Origin of the sequence: Caballeronia sp. GAFFF1 (assembly GCF_023630705.1) — a bacterium.
Classification (GTDB): Bacteria; Pseudomonadota; Gammaproteobacteria; order Burkholderiales; family Burkholderiaceae; genus Caballeronia.
Genome location: NZ_JALQEM010000032.1, coordinates 208,059 through 226,081, shown reverse-complemented (window position 1 = coordinate 226,081; position 18,023 = coordinate 208,059). Strand labels below are relative to the sequence as shown.

General features: G+C 66.2%; 10 protein-coding genes. 6 read left to right on the top strand and 4 right to left on the bottom strand.

Going from position 1 to position 18,023, the window contains the following annotated elements; all coding sequences use genetic code 11:
- The first annotated feature begins 21 nt into the window (after positions 1–21).
- On the top strand, positions 22–1,590 hold the full coding sequence (locus NCR37_RS19290) for a DHA2 family efflux MFS transporter permease subunit (protein ID WP_250474436.1): 1,569 nt from the start codon (positions 22–24) through the stop codon (positions 1,588–1,590).
- 19 nt (positions 1,591–1,609) lie between these two features.
- Here the strand turns inward: NCR37_RS19290 and NCR37_RS19285 are convergent, their stop codons facing one another.
- The 3 genes from NCR37_RS19285 to NCR37_RS19275 all read right to left on the bottom strand — a co-directional run bounded on the left by NCR37_RS19285 (position 1,610) and on the right by NCR37_RS19275 (position 7,402).
- A complete protein-coding gene (locus tag NCR37_RS19285; protein WP_250474435.1) occupies positions 1,610–2,047 on the bottom strand; it encodes a DUF29 domain-containing protein in 438 nt (145 codons plus the stop codon).
- 92 nt (positions 2,048–2,139) lie between these two features.
- On the bottom strand, positions 2,140–5,802 hold the full coding sequence (locus NCR37_RS19280; protein ID WP_250474434.1) for a DUF748 domain-containing protein: 3,663 nt from the start codon (positions 5,800–5,802) through the stop codon (positions 2,140–2,142).
- A gap of 133 nt (positions 5,803–5,935) precedes the next feature.
- Entirely contained in the window at positions 5,936–7,402 is a 1,467-nt protein-coding gene (locus NCR37_RS19275) for a DUF1254 domain-containing protein (RefSeq protein WP_250474433.1), read from the bottom strand.
- Positions 7,403–7,667: 265 nt separating this feature from the next.
- On the opposite strand from NCR37_RS19275, the gene NCR37_RS19270 reads away from it, so the two are divergent.
- The 5 genes from NCR37_RS19270 to purU all read left to right on the top strand — a co-directional run bounded on the left by NCR37_RS19270 (position 7,668) and on the right by purU (position 17,075).
- A complete protein-coding gene (locus NCR37_RS19270; protein WP_250474432.1) occupies positions 7,668–8,318 on the top strand; it encodes an FMN-binding negative transcriptional regulator in 651 nt (216 codons plus the stop codon).
- A 94-nt stretch (positions 8,319–8,412) separates the two neighbouring features.
- Positions 8,413–10,707 carry a heavy metal translocating P-type ATPase gene (locus NCR37_RS19265; RefSeq protein ID WP_250474431.1) on the top strand — a complete coding sequence of 765 codons (2,295 nt, stop codon included), beginning with the start codon at positions 8,413–8,415 and terminating at the stop codon, positions 10,705–10,707.
- A gap of 779 nt (positions 10,708–11,486) precedes the next feature.
- A complete protein-coding gene (locus tag NCR37_RS19260; RefSeq protein ID WP_284506938.1) occupies positions 11,487–14,555 on the top strand; it encodes an acetoacetate--CoA ligase in 3,069 nt (1,022 codons plus the stop codon).
- Positions 14,556–14,762: 207 nt separating this feature from the next.
- On the top strand, positions 14,763–16,082 hold the full coding sequence (locus NCR37_RS19255; protein ID WP_250474429.1) for a glycosyltransferase family protein: 1,320 nt from the start codon (positions 14,763–14,765) through the stop codon (positions 16,080–16,082).
- Between the two features lie 117 nt (positions 16,083–16,199).
- Complete coding sequence (gene purU / locus NCR37_RS19250) at positions 16,200–17,075, top strand: formyltetrahydrofolate deformylase (protein WP_250474428.1); 876 nt, start codon at positions 16,200–16,202, stop codon at positions 17,073–17,075.
- A gap of 72 nt (positions 17,076–17,147) precedes the next feature.
- Here the strand turns inward: purU and NCR37_RS19245 are convergent, their stop codons facing one another.
- Entirely contained in the window at positions 17,148–18,002 is an 855-nt protein-coding gene (locus tag NCR37_RS19245; RefSeq protein ID WP_250474427.1) for a glycine betaine ABC transporter substrate-binding protein, read from the bottom strand.
- Between the last annotated feature and the right edge of the window lie 21 nt (positions 18,003–18,023).

The following is an 18,023-nucleotide window of genomic DNA, read 5'->3' as shown; positions in this document are numbered from 1 at the left end:
CGGCGCTTCGCCGGGAGATGCATGAGCACGCCGCCGCCAACCACCGCCGCACCGCCTCCACCGCCGCTCAAGGGCGGCCAGCTCGTGCTCGCCACCTTCGCCGTGGCGCTCGCGACCTTCATGAACGTGCTGGATTCGTCGATTGCCAACGTCGCGATCCCGACGATCTCCGGCAACCTCGGCGTGTCGGTGAACGAGGGCACGTGGGTCATCACCGTGTTTGCGGCGTCGAACGCGGTTTCCATTCCGCTCACCGGCTGGCTCACGCAACGGCTCGGGCAGATCCGGCTTTTCGTCGGCGCCATTCTGATGTTCGTGCTGTCGTCGTGGCTCTGCGGTCTCGCGCCGAATTTGCCGGTGCTGCTCATTGCCCGCGTGCTGCAAGGCGCGGTGGCCGGGCCGCTGATTCCGCTTTCGCAGGCCATTCTGCTCGGCTCGTATCCGAAAGAGAAAGCGTCGATGGCGCTCTCGCTCTGGGCGATGACCGCGACCGTCGGGCCAATTGCCGGCCCCGCGCTCGGCGGCTGGATCACCGACAGCTATTCGTGGTCGTGGATCTTCTACATCAACATACCGGTGGGCATCTTCGCGGCGGGCGTGACGTGGTTCATCTACCGCACGCGTGAATCGCCGACGCGCAAGGCGCCGATCGACGTGATCGGGCTCGCGCTGCTCGTCGCGTGGGTGGCGTCGCTGCAGATCATGCTCGACAAGGGACGCGACCTCGACTGGTTCTCGTCGCCGGTCATCGTGATGCTGGCGATCGTGGCAGTTATCTCATTCGCGTTCTTCGTCGTGTGGGAATTGACGGAGGCGAATCCGGTGGTCGATTTGCGGCTCTTCACCGGGCGCAATTTCTTCGGCGGGACGGTGGCGATTTCGGTGGCGTACGGCGTGTTCTTCGGCAACCTCGTGCTTCTGCCGCAGTGGATGCAGCAGTATCTGAACTACCGCTCCGTCGATGCCGGGCTCGTCACCGCGCCGCTCGGCATCTTCGCCGTGATCCTCGCGCCCGTGATGGGCAAGGTTCTGCCGCGCAGCGACGCCCGCGTGATCGCGACGATGGCGTTCATCGGCTTCGCGTTCGTGTTCTGGCTGCGCTCGAAATACGTGATCGAGATCGACACCTTCCATCTCGTGCTGCCGACGCTGCTTCAGGGCATTCCGATGGCGATGTTCTTCGTGCCGCTGACGGCCATCGTGCTGTCGGGCCTGCCGCCTTCGAAGATTCCGGCGGCGGCCGGGTTATCGAACTTCGCGCGGGTGTTTTGCGGCGCGGTGGGCACGTCGCTCGCGGGTAACGCGTGGGACGACCGCATCGCGCTGCACCACGAGCGGCTCACCGAGCAGGCCAACGCCTTCAACCCGACGTTCTGGCAGGCGCTCGGCGCGTCGCAATCGACGCTCGATATCAGCGAAGCGCAGGCACGCGGCATGTTCAACTTCACCGTGAATTCGCAGGCCGCGATGATGGGCCTCAACGATATCTTTCTGATCTCGGCGGTGATCTTCATTCTGATCATTCCGCTGATCTGGATCACGAAGGTGGCGAAAGGCGGTGGAGGTGGGGCCGCGGCGGGGGCGCATTAGAGCGGGGGCGGGCCTCCGCTCAGTCAGGATAAAACTCCGGATCGAGAACCTGCGTCATCGGCCAGGGGCAGGTCTCGGGAAACGCGTCGATATCCAGACCCGTTTCCGATTCCGCGAGATTGCGTGCGCGCGACCACACTACGTCGATCCACGCCGCGTCGTCGAACTTTCCGCGCAGGCTCGGCGCTTCTTTCAGCGCGTATTCCACTTCTTTGCGCTGCGTCCGGATAGTATGGCTCCAGCTCTTGCTGCGTCTTGCGTGCTGATACGTCCACTTCAACAAATGCGCCAGCAACACCGACATCCGGCTCGCCAGTTCGCGCTGTTCGCTCTTGCCCACGTCCTCGATTTCCTCTGCGATATGCTCGATATCGATGGCCGTGAGCTTCCCTGCACGCAGCAGCGCGGCCTGTTCCCTGGCCCACGCGACGACGTCCTGCTCGTAAGGCGTTCCCATTGGCTGACTCCCGTTTTCTTTCGAATCTCCGGTTTGGCTCATCGTAATTCGCCCCTCGCTGTTCTTCGAGATCGTCCGTTCGGCTAACGCCGCTATTTCAGGCCCAGATCGACGCGGCTTCCCGCGCCTTTGTCGTCGATGCCGTCGGCAGTCAGCTTCGGCGCGACGACGAAAATCCGGCTGCTGTCGATCTTTCCGTCGAAATATTCCTTGACCGCCTGCGCGCGCCGCTGCGCGAGGTCGCGCAACGAAGCCTCGTCGACCGGCGCGTTCTGCAACAGCGCGGCCTTCATGTCGGCATCCGGCACAGTCTTGGTGAGACCGATCATATTGCGCGGCTTCTTGAAATCGACCGACTTGTAAACCTTCGTCAGGTACTTGTCGTAGTCGTCGCCGGACACCTTCACGCTCGCCCAGTCGACGTTTTCGCCGTTGCCCGACATGTCGCGCACCTTCGCGCGCTTCACCTGCGCGTCGAGCCACGCGCTGCGCAAGCCCGGTTCGTCCACCTTCGGATCGACGCGGCCGGTCACGTCCAGCCGGATCGACGGCTTGTCCGCGAGCGCCTTCGCGATCGTGTCGAGCTTCTTCTGCGCGGCATCGGTGAGCGTGGCCGAGCCGGCGTCGAATTCCACGTAGTTCAACTCCTCGCCGCTGCCGCCGAACGCATGCGCAAGCAGCGAGAACGGCGCGGTCACGGCCTTCTGCACGAGGTTCAGAATGGCCTGCCACACGAGCCCGCCGACCGAAAACTCCGGATTCGACAGCGAGCCGGAAATCGGAATGTTCACGTCGATTTCGCCGCGCGAGTTCTTCAGCAACGATACCGCGAGCCGCACCGGCAGCTTCGTCGCGCTCGGATTGTCGATGTGATCGCCGAAGGTCAACTGGTCGATGAACAGGTGGTTGTTCGCCGTCAGCTTGTCGTCGGCGAGCATGTAGTGCAGATCGACGTTCAGCTTGCCCTTGGTGATCGGATAGCCCGCGTATTTCGCCGAATACGGCGTGAGGTTGGTCAACTCCACGTCGTGCGCGCTCGCGGTCAGATCGAGCGCGGGTTTCGCGATCAGCGGATTCACCTGCCCCTTGATCGACACCGGCCCGTTGGCCGCGAGCTTCGCGGTGACATCGACGGGCGCGGGCGTCGTGGATTGCGTGCCGAACGCGCCGATGGTCCCGTTGATCGCCACGAGATTCGCCGTGTAGTTCGGCTTGATGAAGTTGTCGGTGTACGTGACGCGGCCGTTCTGCAACACGAGTTCGCCGAAGCGCAGGTTCACCGGCGGCCCGGACTTCGCCGTGTCGGCGGGCGCGCTCGCGGCAACCGGCGCCGAGGCTGACGCAGACGCCGCCGGCTGCGTCACCGATTGCCCGGCTGCGTGATCGCTCGCCACGACGTTCTTCAGGTTCAGCTTGCCCTGCGCATCGAGCAGCACGCGGCCATAGAAGTTGGCAAACGTGACGCGCGCCGCCTCCACGTCCGTGCCGCGCTCGCCGTAGCTCGCCTTCAGATTCGTGAGGCCCAGCAGCTTCCAGCCGGCGAAGCGGTCGGACGTGGCCTTGTCGATCATGCGCACGTCGGTGAGCGACGCGTCGCCCTTGTACGACGCCGCGAGCGTCTTGCCGCTGCCCGACATCGCCATGTCGCCGTTCGCGTTGAGCGCCGCGCTCGCCACTTCGACGTTGAGTTTGTCGCCGAAATACGGCTCGAACGCGGACACATCCACCTGGTCGCCCTTCACATGCAGCGCGACCTTGAGCGGACTGAGCGTGACGTTGCCGTTCACGGCGAGCGCGCCGCGGCCGTTGAGCGTGAGCTTGCCGTCGACGGGAAGCGGCTTCGTCATGTCGTCGCTGAACTGCCTGACATCGAGAGCCAGCGGCGCGACGCTCAGCTTCACCGGCCGCGCGGGCGTTTCGTCCGTGAACGTGGCCGATGCGCCGTCCAGCCCGATCTGGCCGATCTGATAGCGCCACGCCGGACCGGCCTGCTGCGCCTTCTGCACCTTGCGCGTCGCCGTTTGCTCCGGCGCGGCCTCGTGCGGTCCCGCGAGCGCCGCCAGATCGATGCTTCCGTCCTTGCGGCGCGTCGCCTCCAGCGCGAGGCCGCTCACCCGCACGCTGTCGAGCGCGGCGGTGCGCGCGGCCACATCGACCTTGCCGATCTTCGCGACCGCCGAGCCGAGCTTGATCGGCGCCGCGCCCGCCGCGTTCGACGGCACGAGTGTGAGACCGGCGACTGTGACATCGCCCGCGCCGACCTGCGCGCCCGCATCGGGCTTCGACCAGTCGACCGACACCGGCAGATTCGCGCTCACCGTGCCAGCGACGACGCGCGCCGCCACCATGTTCGCGATGTACGGCTGCAGCGGCGGCAGCGCCAACGCGTCGAGCGCGAGCTTTGCGTCCGCCGTGTGGGCGGCAAGCGTGACGTTGCCCGAGGCCGCGAGCGTGCCGCCTTTGTCCGACGCCGTCTTGAGCGCGTAGCGCGCGGGCGTCTTGCCGAGCGTGGAGAAGTCGTCGAGCGTGACGGCGAGGTTCGTCAGCGCGGCTTCGACGTGCTGCTTCAAGAGATCGTCGGCATATGCGAGGCGCCCGCCGTCGATGGCGAGATGGCGGATCGCGAGGTCGAGCGGTTGCGACTTGCTGTCCGCGGGCTTCGCGGTTTCAGGCTTCGAAGGCGACGCGAGCCTGGTCACGTTGAACGCGCCCGAGGCGTCGCGCGTGATATGCGCATCCGGCCCGGACAGCGTGATTTCGTCGAAGTGATATACGCTGCGCAGCGGCTGCATGTCCGCGATCTTGACGTGCAGCGCGCGCGCGGCAATGAGCGGAGCGTTCGCGCGATCGGTCACGGCGGCGTCGGCGAGATCGGCGGTGCCGTCGATCCGGATGGTCGGCACGTCGCCCGCAATTGCGAAACGCACGTTGAGATCGGTCGAGAGCCGGCCGCTCTTGACCGCGACCGGCAGCGAGGCGGGCGCATACGACGCCAATTGCGGCACGTCGAGCCCGTCGAGCGTCAGCGCGATTTCCGACTCCCGCGACTGCGCGAACGGCTTCGTGCGGCCCTTGAGCACGAGCGGCGAGCCGTCGATGCGCGCCTGCAAAAGCGGCGTCACGAAGATATCCGCGGCGGACGGCAACGTGGCGATGAACGGAATGCCGAGCGCGATGCGGTCGATGGTGTGCTTTGTTTTCGTGAGCCTGTCGTCGAAAACGATGCGCCCGTTCTCGATCCGGATATTCGACACCGAGAACCGCGCGGGCTTGTCCGAGGGCGGCGACGAAGGCTTCGAGAACTTCGCGATCAGATCGGAGAAATTGAAATGCTCGGCGTCGTACCGGACGATGTTGATGCGCGGCGAGTCGATCTTCAGTTCATCGATCACCGGCGCGAGCCGGAACAGCGACGTCCACGACGTGCGCACGACGAGCCGCGACACATCGACGAAGCCCGGCGCGTTCGGGCCTTGGGCGCGGGATTCGCCGATATGCACGTCATCGGCTTCGAGATCGAGCGTATAGGGATTGAGCGCGATGCGCCGGATGCTCGCCGGCCGGTCGAGCTGTTTCGAAAGCTGCTGTTCGGCGACGTGCCGGATGACCGGCGGGGCGACAAAGAACCCGAGCAGCCCGATCACCAGCAGCGCGACGACGAACCCGATTGCGATGCGCCGCGTGCGGCGCGCGTGGACCACGCCGCGCAAGGTCTGCCCGGCCGTGGTGAACGTTGACTTCGTGGTGCTTGACATGCGATGCGCGGCGACGCGATGCGCGCATCGGCGCGGCGCGATCTCGCCGTCTCGGAAGGAGGATGCCCGAGTATACGACGACGCGCCGCGCCAACGTTGTCAAAACTCTTCGATGACGCGGCGCGAAAAGACGCTATTGCCGCTGCACGGGCGGCGGCGCCCACGTGCCGTCGCTCGCCTGCGGCTTGGGCGCATAGAGGCGCATGGCCAGCTGGAACTCGCCTGCGGGCGCGGGCAGCCAGTTCGACGCACGCCCCTTGCCCGGCGACTCCGACGACACGATCACGTCGATCGAGCCGTCGCGATTCTTCTTCAGGCGGTCGCGGTCCGAAAGGGACAGGCGCGGCGCTTTGGCATCGGCGAGCGCGCCGTCTTTGGTATAGGCCGTGAGCGTCCAGAAGCCGCGCACCGGCGGAAGCTGATTCGGCTCGAAGTGCAGCACGTAGTCGTTCGCGCCGTTCAGCGCGTGGCCGTCGCTGTCGACGGATGCAACCGGCTTCGTTTCGCCGTCTTTCGTGCTCGTCGCCGTCTGCCGGCGCGCGAGATAGGCGCGCAGCGTGTAGTCGGTGCCGTAGTTGCCGACGCCGTCGCCGAACCACGTCCAGCCGTTCTTCGTGATTGCGTTGGGCGGCACGGTCGAGAGCCGCTCGCGCGCCTCGGCGATGCCCGCGTCGAGCACCGGCGCGTCCGTCGTCGTGAAGTGCACCGGCTCGCCGGGCTTCACGCCGATGGCGGCGAGACGGCTCATCGCGGGCGTGTCGGCGGTGGCGGGCGGGTTGTCGTCGAGCGAGCGGGCAAGACGCGCGAAGAAGGCGCTTGCGTCGAGCGATTCGGCTTGCGCACCGGGCGATGCCGTCGGGGGCGCGGCGGGCAGCGGCGGCACCGCCGGCTGCTGGCCGCTGCTGCCGCCGGGCCACGCGCCGGTGACGGCGGGCGTCGCATCCGCAACGGAACCTTTTGCGGGCGTGAGCGCCTCGATGCGCATCGCGGTTTGCAGCTTGCGTGCCTCGCGCACGTCGCGCGGGCCGTTCACGCGCACGCGCACGGAGAGCCACACGTAGCGCGTGCGGCATTCGACGCGCGTGGCATCCGCGGGCAGCGTGCCGCTGAAGCCCGCCGGCACGAACGCAATCGACTGCATCTTCGGATACGGCGTCGTGTCGGCGCTCGAATAGAGCGCGTTGGTCCACGCGTCGAAGGCGCGCGCATCCAGATACCGCCCGCGCGGCGCGGCGGGCAGCGAGACGATCACCGGATCGGCCGACACATCCAGCCATGCGGTCGAATCGAGCGTATCGACGCTCGGCCAGCCCGCCGCGCCGACGGGCGGCAGCGCGCTCGCGTGCCGGAACGTGTTGAGCGGCGCGCGGCCCGACTGCGCCGCGTTGCCGCTCGCGCGCTCACGGGCGATGTCCGAGGCAACGAGCGGAAAGCCGAACGTGTAGGCATCCGCCACCTGGTCCTTCACCCAGCCGGTGCTGGCTTTGGCCTCGGGCGGCTTGTTCGCCGCGCAGCCGGACAGGAGGCTCATTCCGGCGATGCTTGCGCCCAGACAGAAAGCGGCGTTGAGCGGGAAGGTCCAGCGTCGTTGTAGGTTCATTCGAATGGGAGTCCGGTTCTTGTTTCGCATGGGTTGGCGCAACTTCCGGCGCGCAAACCGATGCTGCCGCCTTAACGTTTGCGCCTTTGTTACGGGCGCGGAAACTATCTCGAAAGTCGGGTTTTAACGTATCCGCTGATGATAGGCAAGGAGCCGCTGCCAAAACCGTCGTAAGGCGCTAATAACTGAAGCAAACCGCATGCGCCGGCATCGCGTAACATCGGGTTTCTTGCTGTTCTTCATTCCACCGTCACAGAGCCGACCGATGTATCTGCCCGCCCATTTCGAAGAAAACCGCGCCGACGTGCTCCACGCGCTGATCGCCGCGAACCCGTTCGGCGCGCTCGTCACGCACGGCCCGAACGGGCTGGACGCAAATCATGTTCCGTTCGAATTCGACGCGACTGCGAGCGAGCACGGCGTCCTGCGCGCGCATGTGGCGCGGGCCAATCCGGTCTGGAAAGAAGTGGCGCCGGGGGAGAACGTGCTCGTGATCTTCCAGGGCGAAGCCGGGTACATCTCGCCGAATTTCTATCCGAGCAAGCAGGAAACGCATCGGCAGGTGCCGACCTGGAATTATTTCGTCGTGCACGCGCACGGCCGCATCACGGTGCGCGATGACGAAGCGTACGTGCGCGGCGTCGTCGCGCGGCTCACGCGCAAGATGGAAGCGGCCGAGCCCGCGCCGTGGAAGATGGGCGACGCGCCGCGCGATTACATCGACGAGCTGCTGGGCGCGATCGTCGGCATCGAGATCGAGGTGACGCGGCTCGTCGGCAAGGCCAAGCTCTCGCAGAACAAGGCCGACGCCGACCGCCTGGGCGCGGTCGCCGGCCTGCGTCAGCGCGGCGGCGACGCGGCGCACGCGCTTGCCGACGCCATGTCCGCCACCCTGAACGATCCGCCGCGGGGCTGAGAACCGCGCTTGACCTTCCAGTCATGGGAAGGTCGATACTGGATGCATGAGAACGGGAATTGCGCCCGTTCAGCCAGATCCGGAGCGTTTCACCATGTCATCGGCTTCAACTCAATCCGAACGGACCGCCGAATTCGCCGTCGGCGGCATGACGTGCGCGTCGTGCGTCGCGCGCGTCGAAAAGATGCTCAAGCGCGTGCCGGGCGTGGATGCCGTCGCCGTCAATCTCGCGACCGAGCGCGCCACCGTTCACGCGAGCGACGCCGTCACCGACGACCAATTGCTCGCCGCTATCACCAAAGCCGGCTACGAAGCCACGCGGATCGTCCGTGACGCGCCGCCCGCCGCCGACGCCGGACCCGCGCGGGACCGGGAACTCGCGGCGGTCATCGGCAGCGCGGTGCTCTCCGTGCCACTTCTTGCGCCGATGTTTGCGCCGATGCTCGGCCTCGACCTCTCGCCGTGGCTGCAACTGGCGCTCGCGAGCGTCGTGCAGTTCGGCTTCGGATGGCGCTTCTACGTCGGCGGCTATCGCGCCGTGCGGGCGCTCTCGGGAAACATGGATCTGCTCGTCGCGCTCGGGACGTCGGCGGCATGGGGCGTGTCCGTTTATCAGATGTTCGCGCACGGCCATGCGCATCTGTATTTCGAGGCGTCGGCGGTGGTCATCACGCTGGTGCGCTTCGGCAAGTGGCTGGAGGCCCGCGCGAAGCGGCAGACGACCGACGCCATCCGCGCGCTCAACGCGCTTCGCCCGGACAAGGCGCGCATCCGCGATGCCAGCGATCCCACGCGGGAACGCGAAATCGCGCTCGCGGACGTGCGGATCGGCGATATCGCCATCGTGCGGCCGGGCGAGCGCGTGCCGGTGGACGGCATCGTGCGCGAGGGCCGCACGCATATCGACGAATCGCTGATTACCGGCGAGAGCCTGCCGGTCGCCAAGGAACCGGGCGCGCGCGCGACAGGCGGCTCGATCAACGGCGAAGGCGTGATCGCCATCGAAACCACCGCCGTCGGCGCGGAGACGACGCTCGCGCGCATCATCCGGCTGGTCGAGTCCGCGCAGGCGGAGAAGGCGCCGATCCAGCGGCTCGTCGATCGCGTGTCGGCCGTGTTCGTGCCGGCGATTCTCGGCATCGCGCTCGTGACGCTCGCCGGCTGGCTGCTGCACGGCGCGAGCGGCGAGACGGCGTTGCTCAATGCGGTCGCGGTGCTGGTGATTGCGTGCCCGTGCGCGCTCGGCCTCGCGACGCCGACCGCGATCATGGCCGGCACGGGCGTCGCGGCGCGTCAGGGCATTCTCATCAAGGACGCCGAGGCGCTGGAGCGCGCACATGCCGTCGAAATCGTCGCGTTCGACAAGACCGGCACGCTCACAGTCGGGCGGCCGGCGCTCGTCGCGTTCGACGCCGCGCCGGGCCAGCATCGCGACGACGCGCTCGCGCTCGCGGCGGCCGTGCAGCGCATGAGCGAGCATCCGCTCGCGAAGGCCGTCGTGGCGGCAGCGGGCGTGACCGACGACGCGCGGCGCTTTCAGGCACGCGCGGTTCGCGCAATCGCGGGGCGCGGCGTGGAAGCGGACGTCCCCACGGCCGGGGACGCTGTCGCGCCGCGACGCGTCGCAATCGGCAGCGGGCGCTGGCTGAAAGAATCGAACGCGGCGGTGCCCGGCGCGCTCGCCGAGCGTGCCCGCCAGCTCGAAGCGCAGGGCAACACCGTCTCGTGGCTGTTCGAGCCGGAGCGCGGCGCGGTGCTCGCGCTGCTCGCGTTCGGCGACACCGTGAAGCCTGCCGCGCGCGCCGCCATCGAGCGTCTCTCGCAGATGGGCGTGACGAGCGCGCTCGTGACCGGCGACAACGCGGGCAGCGCGCATGCCGTCGCACGGGCGCTCGGCATCGCGCAGGAGCGGGTGTTCGCGCAGACGCTGCCCGGCGACAAGGCGCAGGTCGTCGCGCAACTGAAGGCGTCGGCGAAAGGCGTCGTGGCGATGGCGGGCGACGGCATCAACGACGCGCCCGCGCTCGCCGCCGCCGACATCGGCATTGCGATGGCAAGCGGCACGGACGTCGCGATCGAAGCGGCGGGCATCACGCTGATGCGCGGCGATCCCGCGCTGGTCGCGGATGCCATCGACATCTCGCGGCGCACGTATCGCAAGATCCGCCAGAACCTGTTCTGGGCGTTCGTCTATAACCTGATCGGCATTCCGCTCGCGGCACTCGGCATGCTCGATCCCATGTACGCGGGCGCGGCGATGGCGTTTTCGAGCGTGAGCGTGGTGACCAACGCGTTGCTGCTCAGGACGTGGCGCGCACGGGCCGGACACGCGGGCTCTGAGACGGCCGATGCCGGGCGCGACGGAAAGCCGGTCACGCGGACCGCATAACGCGCGTTGTCGCGGCGGCGGGATGGCGACGATGCCGCCGTCGCGAGAAGCGGTCTTCCGGGCCGCACCGGAAAGTGCTTGCATGCGCTTCTTGCCACGCGCATGGCGCTCCGCGCTCGCGGTATTGCCCGCCGCGACGCCATGCCGATGCCGCTGGTCTGCGTGCCCGAGTAGTCTGCGGCCGCCGAATGGCGACGATGCCGCCGTCGTGAGAGGCGGCTTTCCGGGCCGCGTCGGAACGCGCTTGCATGCGATCCTTGCAACGCGCATGGAGCTCTGCGCTAGCGGTGTCGCTCGCCGCGAGCGCCATGCCGATGTCGCCGGTCCGCGTGCCCGAGTAGTTCGCGGCCGCGCGATGGCGACGATGCCGCCATCGCGAGAAGCGGCTCTCGGGGCCGCACCCAGAACGCGCTTGCATGCGCTTCTTACAACACGCAGCGATTCGCAGCCCCCAACCCGGTGCGCGAATTCCCCACGCTGCCACATGGCAATGATCGACGCGCACCGTGACAAGCATTTTGAAATCCGAAATGTTTCTCATCCTGACCGAGGCAACATCGCCATGACAAAGCACTCGGCACAGACCGCTCGATAGACAGAAAAACACGGATGCCCGTTTGTGCGTGGTCGCACATTGCGGCGATTTCGCTCGCGGTACTCTGGCTTCACACACCTGACCGGCGGCGAGGCGCTGTACCGGAAACTGAGAGATTTTCGGGGCCCGACGCTGAACACATAAGCATTCATACACGCAGCGCAGATTACAGGTCCGTCGCAACATGCAACGTCTTAACGCTATGCGCGAGCGTGCGCGTATGGGCTCGCGCCCGTCCCTGTTCCAGCCAGACGCGGAGCGCATCGCGCGCTCCAGCATGACCCGCTTTACCGAGGGCTTCGAAACACTGACGGGCGAGCACTTCGCCGATTACCCGTCATTGCACGCCTACAGCGCCCGCGAATTCCGCCGCTTCTGGCAATACTTTCTGCAATCTGCGCAAGGGCTCGAATGGTCGGGCAACGCGGACCCGGTTTGCATCGGCGACCGCTGCGAGACCGCGCGCTTCTTTCCGCATGTTCAGTTGAACTATGCCGAGAATCTCCTGAATCCGGGCATTGCGCCCGACGACGCCCCCGCGCTCGCTTCCTGTTATGCCGATGGCGGCCGCGTCGCCTACACGCGTGGCGAACTGCGCGACCGCGTCATGCGGCTTGCGCACGCGTTGCGCGAACTGGGGCTCGCACCGGGCGATCGCGTCGTCGCCATCATGCGCAACGACGCCGACGCGATCACCGCCGCGCTCGCCGTCACCGCGCTCGGCGCGACGCTCTCCACGGCCGCACCGGAGAATGGCGTGCAATCCATCGTCGACCGCTTCGCGCCGCTCGCGCCGCGCATGTTGTTCGCGCATACCATGCCGCGTTCGTTCGATACGGCCGGCTCGCTCAGCGCGCACGTCGCGGCGGTCGCGGCCGAACTGCCGTCGCTCACGGACACCGTGTGTCTCGACGACATGCCGCTGCCGACCGGAATCGGCACGCGTCAGCACGTATTGCACGACCTGATTCTGCTAGGCGACGCGGCGCAATTCGCGTGGCAGCGGTTCGCGTTCGCGCATCCGCTCTTCATCATGTTTTCGTCGGGCACGACGGGTAAGCCGAAATGCATCGTGCATGGCGCGGGCGGGACGCTCATCGAGCATGTGAAGGAGCACCGGTTGCATAGCGACCTCGGCCCCGGCGACAAGCTGTTCTTCTTCACAAGCTGCTCGTGGATGATGTGGAACTGGCAGTTGTCGGCGCTCGCGTCGGGCGTGCAGATCGTCACCTACGACGGCCCCGTCGCGGCCGTGGATACGCTCTGGCGCATCGTGGCGAACGAGCGCGTCACGGTGTTCGGCACCAGTCCCGCTTATCTGAAGATGAGCGAGGACGCGGCCCTCGAACCCGGCGCGCAGTTCGACCTGTCTGCCCTGCGCGCGATGATGTCGACCGGCGCCGTGCTTTTCGATTCGCAGTTCCACTGGGTGCATCGGCATGTGAAGCCGTTGCAGCTTCAGTCGATCTCGGGCGGCACCGATATCCTCGGCTGCTTCGTGCTGGGTAATCCGAATCTGCCGGTGTTCGCGGGCGAGGCTCAGTGCAAGAGCCTCGGCCTCGACGTGCAGGCGTTCGATCATGGCGCGCCGACGGCGCTGCCCGGCGAGCTCGTCTGCACGAATCCGTTTCCGTCCCGGCCGCTCGGTTTCTTTGGCGACGACGAGGGCGCGCGCTTTCACAGCGCGTATTTCTCGCAGAACGAAGGCGTCTGGACGCACGGCGACGTCATCGAATTCTCGGCCGAAGGCTCCGCGCGTCTGCATGGCCGCAGCGACGGCGTGCTCAATGTTCGCGGCATCAACGTGAGTCCCGGCGAGATCTATCGCATCCTCAGCGACATTCCCGAAGTCTGTCAGGCGATGGCCGTGGCGCAGACCGGCGAGCGCGTGGGCGAGAGCGGCCAGCGGATCGTGCTGCTGCTCGTGCTGCGGCCCGGCGCGCATCTGAATGCGACGCTCGCCGTGCACATGCGACGCGAGATCATGCGGCAAGGCTCCGCAGCGCTCGTGCCCGACGTGATCGTGCAGGTCGACGGCCTGCCGGTCACGCACAACGGCAAGCCGTCCGAAGCCGCCGCCCGCGATGCCGTCAACGGCCTGCCGGCGCGCAACGTGTCGTCGCTCGCGAACCCCGGCTGTCTCGATGGCATCCGCGAGCACCCGCTGCTCGCGCGGCAGACGGGCGAACTGCCCGCGCCGGGGGAATCGGTGGAGAGTGTGGAAGCCTATCTGTGCGCGCTGTGGGAGCAATACTTCAACTTCGCGCCGATCGGCCGGGACGACAACTTCTTCGAACTCGGCGGACACTCGCTGCTGGCCGCCCGCATGCTCGCCGATATTCGGCGGACGACCGGTCGCACCCTCCCGATTGCCACGTTGATCGTCGCGCCAACGATTGCGCGGCTCGCCGGCGCAATCGTTTCCGACCAGGGCACGAGCGCCGCGAACTCGACGCTCGTGCAGATGCGCGCGGGGCGCGGCCGCCCGCTCTTCATGGTCCATAGCATCACGGGATCGGTCATGGAGTGCCTGACGCTCGCGGCTACGCTTCAAAGCGAGCGGCCCATCTACGGGCTTCAGGCGCAGGGACTCGATGGCGATGAAACGCCGCAGCGCAGCGTCGAGGACATGGCGCGCGCTTACGTGCTGCGCATGCGCGGCGTACAGCCGACCGGGCCGTACGCGCTCGTCGGCTATTCGTTCGGCGGACTGGTCGCGCTGGAGATCGCGCAGCAGCTCGTGAAGGCGGGCGAGCAGATCGAAATGCTCTGTCTGCTCGATACCTACGTGCACGAACGTTGTCTGCCGCTTTCGGCGTGGGCGCGCTATCAGGCCGCCATGCTCGCGTATCGCATGCGGGAATTCCGCTCGCTCGACGCGCGCTCGCGCGTGCGCTACGTGCGCGGCAAGGCGCTCGCGCTGACGGACCACGTCCGCATGCGGCTCGGCAAGACGGCGCAGCGGCCCGGCCCGGAAACGCGCAGCCTGCCGCCGCCGCTGATGCTCGTGCGTGAATCCATGCGCGTCGCGATGACGACCTACAAGCCGCGCCGTTATCTCGGCGGCCCGATCGTCTACGTGCGCGCGTCGATCATGCAGGACGATCGCGGCGATCCGCTGCCGGTGTGGCAGCGCGTCGCGAAGCAGGGCCTGCGCATCATGCAGGTGGAAGGACGGCATCACGACCTCGTCGTGGAGCCGCATCTGGCAACCGTCGCGCTGGCGCTCGCGCAGGTGTTGTCGAATATGTGAGCCGTCGACGGCGGCGCATGACACTTCACGCGATATGAAAACCCGGCCGTCTCTCGACCGGCCCCCCTCTTTGCCTACGCGGCGCGTCCATCGAATTTCTTCGATTTCAGACATGCCCGATACCACTCTGCGCGCAGGCTCCTCATACTTCGGAAACTGTAAAAAATCCGCAATCACGCAACGTCCGCATTGTTTCCAGTACGACCTATGACTACCCGCTGCCTGAGCTTTCTCCGAGTCGACGCACCCGCAGTTCTCGTCAATCACAAACACTATTGCGCGCAACTGGGCTACGAGCACGAAACCATATCGTTGGTCGGGCTCGAATCGAAAGCGCAACGCCTCTTGCTGAAGTACGAAACGGTGCTGCACCATCTTCGGCAGATGCCTGAACATGCGCTGCTCGTCTGCTTCAGCGAAGACTGCCTGGTGCTCAACATGCATCCGGTCGAACCCATGGCCGATGGCCGTCAGCATCTTCTGCCCGCGCTCGGCGGCAACACCGGCAAGGAACAGACGGCGCTGCAAATCTGGCGCAATACGCAGCCTATCCGCGATTTCATCGTTCATTGCATCGAGCAATGCAAGATCTGCGGCGCGACCGACGACGAGATCCAGCTTCTCTCCCCGCTCGACTATATCGAGCCGCACGGCGAGCGCGGCGGCATCATGTGCGCCATGTTCTGCAATCCGCGCTTCGAACCGGTCTGGGCGAACCGCGTCAATCTGTGGACTATCGTCATGGCCGAACAGGAGATGTACGGGTTCATCCATGCGTCCTTTCGCAATGCGCTCGCCGAGCACATCAACGATTGCCAGCAGAAAGGCGCGCGGCTTCTCGACTTCTCGCGGCACGCGGCATACATGCCCGCCGAGCCCTTCAGCGTCTTCAATCCCGGCCGCCCGATCGCGCTGGTGACCTATTACACGGCGAATGTGCGCAACTACGGCGCGGTCGCGGAGCAGAACATGCGGCGCTATTGCGAGCGCCACGGCTACACGCTCTACGTCTATCGCGACACGCCCGCCGACGCCGATCCCGGCAGCACCGGCACCTGGCTCAAGCCGTGGTTCCTGCGCAAGCACTTGCCGCATCACGAATGGATGATCTGGATCGACGCCGACATTCTCTTCGTCAACCAGAAGAAGCCGCTCGAACCGCTGCTCGCTGATCGCGACATTCTCGCCGCGCACGACATCGGTCCGTGGGTCATCAACGCGGGCGTGCTGGGCTTCCGGCGCACGCCGGGAAACACGGCTTTCGTCGACGAAATCTATCGCCATGTGAGCGCTGCGCCCGACAAGTCGAGCACGTACGCGAACGGCGGCGATCAGACGATCATCGCCAATCTGCTGCGCGACCGGCTCGGCTGGACGCTCGGGAGCGGCCAGGACTGCGTGAGTCTCAATACGCCGTGGTATTTCCAGCAGCCGTCGAGCCTCATGGTGCATTTCGTCGCCATCCAACCGCCAATGCGCGCCATGATGATGTGCGCGCAAGAACGCGTGAGCCTGCAAGCGGGCTGACGCTTTCATACCAGCGCGACGGCGTAACGCTTCTATCGCGCGCGCCACTCCGTTTGCTCTACTAGCGAGACGCTCGCCCGATTGCGGGCGACGCCTTCTCTCGAACGTGGAGCACGCATGTCAGCGCAACCTCGCCTCAATCAACTGGTGCTCACCGTCGCGTGCCCGAGCGCGGCGGGTCAGGTAGCCGCGATAGTCGGCTTTCTGGAGCATCACCACGGCTATATCGACGAACTCAGCGTCTTCGACGACGACCTGAGCGAACGCTTCTTCGTGCGGTGCGTCTTCCATGCCGCGCGCCGCGACGACACGCTGGACCTCGCCATCCTGCAACGCGAATTCGCGCCCATCGCCACGCGCTTTTCGATGACGTGGGCCATGCACGATCTCGCCGTGCGGCCGAAGGTGCTCATCATGGTGTCGAAGCTCGAACACTGCCTCGCGGACCTGCTGTTCCGCTGGCGCATGGGCGAGCTCAAGATGGATATCGTGGGCATCGCTTCGAATCATACGGATCTCGCGCCGCTCGCTGCGCAGCACGGTCTGCCGTTTCATCATCTGCCGATCACGGCCGACACCAAGCCGCAGCAGGAAGCGCGCGTGCTCGATCTCTTCGAAACATCGGGCGCCGAGTTGCTGATTCTCGCGCGCTACATGCAGATTCTCTCGGCCGACACCAGCCGCAAGCTCGCGGGCCGCGCGATCAACATCCATCACTCGTTCCTGCCCGGCTTCAAGGGCGCGAAGCCATATCATCAGGCTCATGCGCGCGGCGTGAAACTCATCGGCGCGACCGCGCACTTCGTCACCGACGATCTCGACGAAGGCCCGATCATCGAGCAGGAAGTGGAGCGCGTCGATCACGCGTATAGCCCGGAGCGTCTGCTCGCGACCGGGCGCGACGTCGAATGCATCACGCTTGCGCGTGCCGTGAAGGCGTTCGTCGAGCGGCGCGTGTTCATCAACGGCGAGAGGACCGTCGTGCTGCGCTAGCGGCCTGAAGCGCGCCTGAAACGTCAAAGCGCCGCTCGAGAGCGGCGCTTTTCATCGGGCCCTGCCTGACGCTTACTTCACCCAGCTATCCACGCGATCGCCGTGTGCGCTGATCCATGCATCCGCGGCGGCAGTCGGCTTCTCGCCGTTCTGCGTCGCGAGCATCACGCTGTCGATTTCGCCCGGCTTCCACTGGAACTTCTTCAGGAACGCGACTACAGGCGGCGCCTTCTTTTCCAGCTCGGGGTTGACGACGTTATCGACATGCTCGGCCTCGCCGAAGACCTTCTTCGGATCTTCGAGGAATTTGAGCTTGTACTTCGCGAACATCCAGTGCGGCTTCCAGCCGGTCACGATGATCGGCTTGTTGGCCGCTTCCGAGCGCGCAAGCTCGGCCGTCATCGCGCTGCCGGAACTCGGCATGAGCCGGTAATCGAGGTTGTATGCCTTGATCGCTTCGCTCGTCTTTTGCATGACGCCCGCGCCCGCGTCGATGCCGACGATGCGCGAATCGAACTCCGCCTTCTTCGCTTCGAGATCGGACAGGCTCGTTACGTCCGCGTTTTCCGGCACGATCAGGCCGATCTTCGCGTCATTGAAGTTCGGTCCGAGATTCACGACCTTTGACTTGAAGTTGTTCCAGTACGCGCCGTGCGTGACCGGCAGCCATGCGGACAGCGTCGCATCGAGGTCGCCACGCGCCACGCCTTGCCACATCACGCCCGCCGCGACCGGCACCAGTTGCACCTGATAGCCGAGCCGCTTTTCGATGATGCGCGCCGCCACGTTCGACGTCGCCACGCTATCGTCCCATCCTTCGACGTAGCCGATCTTGATGGTCGGCTTCTCATCGGCGCCCGCACCCATGCTCGCGGCAAGGGCCGCGCTCATCGCGCCCAGCACGAACAGTCTTCTCATCGCTTTCATTGCTTTCCCCTTTGCGGCCCC

Coding starts and splice junctions, on each gene's coding strand:
- NCR37_RS19290 (WP_250474436.1), top strand. CDS start 22: ATGAGCACGCCGCCGCCAACCACCGCCGCACCGCCTCCACCGCCGCTC.
- purU (WP_250474428.1), top strand. CDS start 16,200: ATGTCAGCGCAACCTCGCCTCAATCAACTGGTGCTCACCGTCGCGTGC.
- NCR37_RS19260 (WP_284506938.1), top strand. CDS start 11,487: ATGCAACGTCTTAACGCTATGCGCGAGCGTGCGCGTATGGGCTCGCGC.
- NCR37_RS19265 (WP_250474431.1), top strand. CDS start 8,413: ATGTCATCGGCTTCAACTCAATCCGAACGGACCGCCGAATTCGCCGTC.
- NCR37_RS19285 (WP_250474435.1), bottom strand. CDS start 2,047: ATGGGAACGCCTTACGAGCAGGACGTCGTCGCGTGGGCCAGGGAACAG.
- NCR37_RS19275 (WP_250474433.1), bottom strand. CDS start 7,402: ATGAACCTACAACGACGCTGGACCTTCCCGCTCAACGCCGCTTTCTGT.
- NCR37_RS19255 (WP_250474429.1), top strand. CDS start 14,763: ATGACTACCCGCTGCCTGAGCTTTCTCCGAGTCGACGCACCCGCAGTT.
- NCR37_RS19270 (WP_250474432.1), top strand. CDS start 7,668: ATGTATCTGCCCGCCCATTTCGAAGAAAACCGCGCCGACGTGCTCCAC.
- NCR37_RS19245 (WP_250474427.1), bottom strand. CDS start 18,002: ATGAAAGCGATGAGAAGACTGTTCGTGCTGGGCGCGATGAGCGCGGCC.
- NCR37_RS19280 (WP_250474434.1), bottom strand. CDS start 5,802: ATGTCAAGCACCACGAAGTCAACGTTCACCACGGCCGGGCAGACCTTG.